Origin of the sequence: Nostoc sp. JL33, assembly GCF_017114985.1 — a bacterium.
GTDB lineage: Bacteria > Cyanobacteriota > Cyanobacteriia > Cyanobacteriales > Nostocaceae > Nostoc.
Genome location: NZ_JABXKP010000039.1, coordinates 59,356 through 66,252, shown reverse-complemented (window position 1 = coordinate 66,252; position 6,897 = coordinate 59,356). Strand labels below are relative to the sequence as shown.

Below are 6,897 nucleotides of genomic sequence, written 5' to 3'. Positions count from 1 at the left end.
AGCGGTAGTGGTCTAGGTAGCGGTACAGGTAGCGGTACAAGCGGTAGTGGTCTAGGTAGCGGTACAGGTAGCGGTACAAGCGGTAGTGGTCTAGGTAGCGGTACAGGTAGCGGTACAGGTACTGATACAACAGGCAGTGGTACAACAGGTAGTGGTACAGGTACTGGCACTGGTGGCACTGGAACTACAGGCAGTGGAACTACAGGCACTGATACAACAGGCAGTGGCACTACAGGCAGTGGAACTACAGGTACTGATACAACAGGCAGTGGCACTACAGGCACTGACACAACAGGTACTAGCAGGAATACAGGTATTACAGCTTCCGAAAGAACTAGCGATCGCGGTTTCGATTGGGGTTGGCTAGGTTTACTTGGTCTAGCTGGTTTAGCAGGTCTGACTCGTAATCGCGATAAAGTCCGGGCTTATAGCGATCCTAATGAAGCAACAGGTACTCGTTCTAGATAGTATTCACCAACACTGTAGGGGCCGTACAACTGTCGTTTGTTTCAACTTCAGGCTATTACAGTGTTAAACCAGATGTATGTGTGAGGGGCACAATATATTGATATTGCGCCCTATAATCACATGCCAGTTCGCTCAAGTCGAGCTACTGCCTTGCCCAATGAACATTACATTTGCTAAAACTTGTATTTTTGTTAACTCACGCACAAGGCGTTGAGCTTGATGTTTATAAAGTGGTATCGGCAACACTCCAGGCAAATTATTCATCCATTGCCTAGCAGTAGCAGAACTACATCCCGTAATCAAGACTATTTCTTCAGCACCATACATAATAGCATTAGTAGTCAGAGCTTTTTCAATCTGCACCTGCCAAAGGCGAGGCAGCATTTCACCCCATTCAATTCGCTGCAAACTACTGCTTGTGGCTAAAACAATCAAGCGATCGCCAGCATGAAGTTTAACATCATACCAGGGCATTAAGGAGTAATTGTCTCGCTGATATTTCTGGTAGAGAATCGGCACAACACTGTACCCGTATGCTATTTCAGATAAAAGCAACCCATTAAGAGTATCGCCCTCTTCGATCTTGTATTCCGTCACCATGACTATTTGATCGCTCAAGTGAAACAAGCTCAGAACATTTTCTCCAAAGGCGGCACAAGCAAAGACTTCTGCGGATAAAGCCGCGCCACACAAAACTTGGGCATAGGGAAACAGAGGGGCTATATTATCACTAAAATGACGATCTTGAGAGCGGATAATCAAGCTAGTGGCGGGGTTTATTGCATGAGCCATCAAACCAATTTCCAGATTTTCCATATTATCGTCCCCAACTAAAACGATGCTTTTAGCACGGGAGAGATTCACCTTAGTTAGTGCTTCGATAGCATTGCCAACAATAAGGGGCATATCTGATAAAGTGTTTTGGTCGAGAGTAGTACTATGAATTCCTACTAACGGCTGGTTGAGTTCTTGCAAAAGAGCAGCCACTCTCTGCCCCAAGCGATTTAAGCCAATAATCACCACATGGTTGCGTTGTGGTATTGGAGGACGAGAATTGAAAAAATGGAATCTTGAAGTGACAAGAGCATCAGTCAGCAGTGCATATAATACTCCCACGAAAGCTTGACCCGTTAACGTGAGTCCTAAACTAAACAACCGCAACCACCAAGGGATATGGCCTGAAGGTTCTAGTTGCGACGATGAAAACTCAACACCGCCAAATAAATCTCCGTATCCTCCCAAGAGCAAAACTGCTGTCGCATAAAAAGCTTCTTGCAAAGTGATGTGAGGATAATACAAGCGGTAAAGAACTATTCCAACAAACCACAGGACGAGTACAGTAATCGCATAGATTGTCGCAATTCGCCGGATTTGATTTTGGCTTTGGTAGTAAGATTGCCAAAATTGCGCTATTTTATCCTTGAGATTCTTCGCTGTGATGCCTTGGATAAACTGTTGCCACTGCCACCTTTGGTTATGAGATTTCCGGTGTTGCTCAGATAAAGTCAAATCGTATGCAACATCAATGTAAACTAGCGTGTCTCCTACCTGCACTTCTGCTTCTGGGTTCCAGCCAAACAATTCTTTGAGTGGATTAGATGAAGCAGGTATGTGACTCAAAATGCGGCGAGTTGTGAGATTCAGCCTATGTACTGGCTTGCCATTACACCAGCTATCCTTCGCTTGTACCTGGTGCTTTATTACTTGCAATAGTTGCCCTTCTAAGGTAAAATACCCAATAGCTTCAGAGCCGAGGGCTGTCAAAGCGAAGGCATGAGCTGAGAGATGGGTAGGCTCAAAGGCAACAAAATTGCCGAGATTTTCCCACAAGAGTTTGTTAAAATTTTGTTTGTCAGAACGGACAATCAGGCGAACGTGCGGATTAAGTCGCCGTGCTGCAAAGGCAGCTTCTATATTTATCCGCTCATTTCTGGTCACTAAAAGTATTGAACGACAATGGCTTATATCTGCCTGTTCTAAAACACTTGGCTGGCGGCAGTCTCCTATAATTAACTTTTCTAGTAAGCTTGGTACTTCTGGGACTTCCCAATGTTCGGGCTGCACATCATCAATGGCATTGACTTTAACATCGTACTCCTTTAGGACTGCAACACAATGTTGCCCTAAACTTTGGAGTCCGCATACTAAAAAAAGGTCTTGGGTTTTTTGGGGATTGGTGCTAGGAGGGGAATGCACTTTCTGTTGATGGCAGCATTCAATACTGCTAACAGTATGTGTTTGCTAGGATTATATCTCATTGATCGCGCGATCGCTGGAATTGGGCATTGGGCAATATGTGTTACTTGATGTGGGAGTTGAGGTATGGAAAGGGAGAGAGTTACTGTAGAAGAATTTCTCAGACGTTATGCTGCTGGGGAGCGAGATTTCCAGCAGATCCTTTTAGAATACGCTGACTTGAGTGGGGTTGAACTGCAAGGTATCAATCTGGATGGCGCTCAATTTTCTTATGTCAACTTGAGTAGTATTAAGTTGAGGCATTGCGATTTGAGGGCTGAATTCATTTACTGTAACTTCAGGGATGCTCTTATCGAGAATTGTGACTTGGAATGGGCTTGGTTTTATGACTGTGATTTGAGAGGGGCTAATATAAGGCTATGCGATGTGACTAGTACTCATTTTATTAGAGTCAATCTTCAAGGTGCTACACGGAATAACTCTGGCAAAGATCCTTGTGAGTTCTGGGATGTTGTTCGGGAAGATCGAGTTTTCGTCCCTGGTTTTACCTCCAACCTGTATATTGCTGAACGTATTGCTGAACGCAAAACGAAAGGGGATGATGTTTTCTAACCATGTAAAAGGTTGAGTTTCAATAATATCCTGAATTTCTTTAGGAACAGTTGACAAAAAATCATAATGAATTCCACCAGCTTTATTTTTGATACATCACCAAAGACTTTTAAGACATCCTCTGAGAATTCAGAGAGAAGTTCAAGAAAGCAAACTAGCAGAATTGACATCCAAAAATAACGTCGCTTGGGATTGTTGACGGAGAATAGAAGCCGGACAGTCTGTATTTATAGCTCCTTGTAACATCTCTTTTACCACATTAGCTTTACGTGTTTCTGGAGCAAGACAGATAATTTTTTTAGCTGAACAAATCGTTGGGATGGTGACAGTAAAAGCATATTGTGGGACAGTTTCTAGATTCGGAAACTGACCTGTGCTTACTTGTTGCTGACGGTTCACTGTATCCAGTTTCACTAGTTTCACGCTGTAAGGATCTTGAAAATTTGCTACTGCTGGATCGTTAAAAGCCAAATGTCCATTTTCGCCAACACCAAGACAGCATAAGTCAATTGGTTGGGCAAGCAGTAGTTTAGTGTAGCGATCGCACTCTGCCACTGGTTGCAATGTATCACCTTCTATATAGTGAAATTTCTTAGGAGCAACCCGCTTCTCTACACGTTCTCGCAGATAGCGCCGGAAACTGGCACAATGGTCAGCAGTAATTCCCAAATATTCATCTAGATGGAACAGAATAATCCGTGACCAATCTACACCACCTAATGCAATCAAAGCATCGAGAAATTTGAGTTGGGAGTTACCTGTTGCTAACAATACAGCAGCTGTATCCTGAAGATTAAGAACTTGCTGTAAATGCTTTTGCGCGATTTCGGCAACGTCTTGGGCCATTTCGACTTCAGAGTTGTAAATCTGCACTAGTAAATCATCAACGCGAAAAAAGTTTGTAGCGGCTAGCATTTGCTTACACACAAGGTTATCAATTATACGCCTGTTACTTGAGAGGCTATATCTGTTTGCCTTTACATGCCCTATCCAGTATAGATTTTAGGATTTAGCAGATTAATTTATAGCTTTTTGCGCTGTATAAGCACAAAAAAACAATGTAAACTATTTAAATTAAGTTAACAATTATTTACATTTTACCAAAAAATCATGCTGGCTGCAATTCTCTTTGACCTAGACGGCACTATTGTCAACACTGACCCTATACACTACCGAGCTTGGCAGCAAATGCTGTTAAATTATAGCATAGAAATTGACGAAACATTTTATAAATCCCGAATTAGTGGGCGGCTAAATCCAGAAATTGTTAAGGACATTCTGCCACAATTATCAACAGCAGAAGGGCAAAAATTTGCAGACGAAAAAGAGGCGCTTTTTCGCAAACTCGCCCCGCATCTCAAACCGTTGAGTGGATTTTCTGAACTACTAGCATGGACAGATACACATCAGTTAAAGCCGGCATTAGTAACTAATGCCCCTAGATTAAATGCAGAATTTATGCTAGAGGTTTTGGGAATCAAAGAAGCTTTCCATACAGTTGTTTTAGCGGATGATTGTATTGCAGGTAAGCCCGACCCTGCACCTTACCAAGTTGCGCTGAATAAGTTGGGGATTACAGCAGAGGAAGCGATCGCCTTAGAAGATTCTCCCTCTGGTATTCGTTCTGCGGTGAGCGCAGATATCCGCACTATTGGCATCGCCTCCACCCACGATCCGCAAGTTTTACAAGAAGTCGGCGCGTTTATGGCAATTCCAGATTTTACTGATTTGCAGTTGTGGACATTGCTCAACTCACTCATTGAACCAGATTTGAGTGCGATCGCTTCTAACTTGTAAGCGCAAAATCTTAGAACATCGAGAGTAGAGACGCGAATTTGCTAACCCGTCTCTACTTATTTTTCCGCAAGAATCGCGTAAATTTCCCGTTTAACTTGCTCTAGAAGCTCACGCACCCGATTTATACGCTCCATGTTGCCACTGCGAGCAACTTGCACCACAACACCAGCTAATTCTGTTGCGGCATTCCGCAACTCAATAAACTCTTGGGGCTTACCTTTCACGAAACTTTTGACGGTATCCCAAGGAGAGTCTAAAGTTTCTCGTTCGGCACGTTCTGCCAATAATTGTCTACCTTCATCAGTAATCGTGTAAATCCGCTTGCCACCTTCCTGTGCGCTCTTGAGATAACCCCCTTCCTCCAGCAATTGGAGTGTTGGATACACTGAGCCAGGACTGAGGCGGCGGAAACCACCGTAACGAGTTTCCATCTCTTTAATCAGGTCGTAACCATGACTAGGATGCTCGGATAACAATTCTAGCAGGATGAACTTGATGTCACCCCGACGAGTCCGATGTTCATCTCCCCAACCACGACCAAACATTTCATTGCCAAAGTGTTTGTCATGATCTCTACCATGATGCTTGCCATGCCCAAACCAAGACCTAACAAACAATGAATCGTCTTCATTAACTCCTGCCCATGCAGGTGTTGTACCAAAGCGTGACCGAAAGTGTCTAAACATAAATCAATCTCAAATCAACTTTCTCTACTATACGATATATCGGAATATATCGCGATATATCGGAATAGAATTTTGATGAAGATTTATGAAGTAAGCAATTGTGCCAACGCAAAGCTGATAAAGGTCTACGCTCAGGCTGTGCGGAAACGTTCAATGTCCCTGATTGGCGGCGCACCAAACATGCGGGAATATTCGCGGCTGAACTGTGATTGGCTCTCATAACCCACCTGATAGGCAGCATTGGCCGCATTGGAGTTTTCGGCAAGTATCAGGCGACGTGCTTCTAATAGTCTTAATTGCTTTTGATATTGAAGCGGACTCATTGATGTCACTGACTTGAAATGGTGATGAAAAGATGAAGGAGACATACTTGCCTGCCCAGCTAGCTCCTCAACCCGCATCGGCTTTGTAAAATCACCCTTGATGAGTTTTATTACCTCGGCGATGCGCTGCATGTTGCTGCCAGATGTCGCAATCTGGCGGACAGCTTCGCCCTGTTCACCCATTAAAAGGCGATAATAGATTTCGCGGATAATCATCGGCGCTAGGATCGGGATATCCTGCGGCGTATCCAAAAGCCGTGTCAGTCTCATAGCACAATCGAGCAATGGTGTATCGACGGTGCTGACAAATAAGCCTCTGACAGAGTTCTTCTTCTTACCCTCAATCACACTGGTTTGAGCAGTAATAATGTCGCAGAGTTGACGTGGATCTAGATTCAGCTTGAATCCTAAATAGGGTTGGTCTGGGGTTGCCTCAACAATAAACGCGCTCAATGGCAAATCAACCGAGACGACCAGATATTGAGCCGCGCCATAACAATAGGTTTCCTCACCCAGCAACGCTTCCTTTTTGCCCTGAACAAGGATGGCGAGGATAGGTTCGCAGACACCCTGTAGTGTGGTGGAAGCAGAAGATTCTCGCTGAAATTCCAGCTGCTCAATAGCTGTTTTATGAAAACCGTTCCCTTTGCCATCGGTGTGACGAGTCACTAGTGCCGCCAATTCTTGACATTGATCAGCGATCGCACTTTGGTTTATAACTTGGTTGATGATTTTGATCGCCACAATCTTTTTCGATTAATTTAATCATCCTTTTTTAAGCATTGTAGAACATCGATTTGGAGAATTAGGCAATA

At 43.8% G+C, this 6,897-nt stretch carries 7 protein-coding genes; 3 read left to right on the top strand and 4 right to left on the bottom strand.

The genetic code is table 11. From position 1 onward, the window contains the following. Nucleotides 1–468 (top strand): WGxxGxxG family protein (locus HWQ23_RS10240; protein ID WP_292827292.1); only part of this gene is annotated, 468 nt, incomplete at its 5' end. Between the two features lie 132 nt (nucleotides 469–600). On the opposite strand, the gene HWQ23_RS10235 is transcribed toward HWQ23_RS10240, so the two are convergent. Continuing rightward, on the bottom strand, nucleotides 601–2,664 hold the full coding sequence (locus HWQ23_RS10235) for a potassium channel family protein (RefSeq protein WP_292827289.1): 2,064 nt from the start codon (nucleotides 2,662–2,664) through the stop codon (nucleotides 601–603). A 126-nt stretch (nucleotides 2,665–2,790) separates the two neighbouring features. Between HWQ23_RS10235 and HWQ23_RS10230 the strand changes: the two genes are divergently transcribed. After that, on the top strand, nucleotides 2,791–3,276 hold the full coding sequence (locus HWQ23_RS10230; protein ID WP_292827286.1) for a pentapeptide repeat-containing protein: 486 nt from the start codon (nucleotides 2,791–2,793) through the stop codon (nucleotides 3,274–3,276). 141 nt (nucleotides 3,277–3,417) lie between these two features. On the opposite strand, the gene HWQ23_RS10225 is transcribed toward HWQ23_RS10230, so the two are convergent. Beyond that, nucleotides 3,418–4,191, bottom strand: a complete 774-nt coding sequence (locus HWQ23_RS10225) for a glucosamine-6-phosphate deaminase (RefSeq protein WP_292827283.1) — start codon at nucleotides 4,189–4,191, stop codon at nucleotides 3,418–3,420. A gap of 195 nt (nucleotides 4,192–4,386) precedes the next feature. Between HWQ23_RS10225 and HWQ23_RS10220 the strand changes: the two genes are divergently transcribed. Further along, entirely contained in the window at nucleotides 4,387–5,073 is a 687-nt protein-coding gene (locus HWQ23_RS10220) for an HAD family hydrolase (RefSeq protein WP_292827280.1), read from the top strand. 56 nt (nucleotides 5,074–5,129) lie between these two features. Here the strand turns inward: HWQ23_RS10220 and HWQ23_RS10215 are convergent, their stop codons facing one another. Both HWQ23_RS10215 and HWQ23_RS10210 read right to left on the bottom strand, forming a co-directional pair. Continuing rightward, a complete protein-coding gene (locus tag HWQ23_RS10215) occupies nucleotides 5,130–5,759 on the bottom strand; it encodes a PadR family transcriptional regulator (protein WP_292827277.1) in 630 nt (209 codons plus the stop codon). Between the two features lie 131 nt (nucleotides 5,760–5,890). Continuing rightward, nucleotides 5,891–6,829: an AraC family transcriptional regulator gene (locus HWQ23_RS10210; protein WP_292827621.1), complete on the bottom strand. Its 939-nt coding sequence runs from the start codon at nucleotides 6,827–6,829 to the stop codon at nucleotides 5,891–5,893. Between the last annotated feature and the right edge of the window lie 68 nt (nucleotides 6,830–6,897).

Excerpts from the sequence above, each read along its gene's own strand:
- HWQ23_RS10230 (WP_292827286.1), top strand. The coding sequence starts at position 2,791 with ATGGAAAGGGAGAGAGTTACTGTAGAAGAATTTCTCAGACGTTATGCT.
- HWQ23_RS10215 (WP_292827277.1), bottom strand. The coding sequence starts at position 5,759 with ATGTTTAGACACTTTCGGTCACGCTTTGGTACAACACCTGCATGGGCA.
- HWQ23_RS10220 (WP_292827280.1), top strand. The coding sequence starts at position 4,387 with ATGCTGGCTGCAATTCTCTTTGACCTAGACGGCACTATTGTCAACACT.
- HWQ23_RS10225 (WP_292827283.1), bottom strand. The coding sequence starts at position 4,191 with ATGCTAGCCGCTACAAACTTTTTTCGCGTTGATGATTTACTAGTGCAG.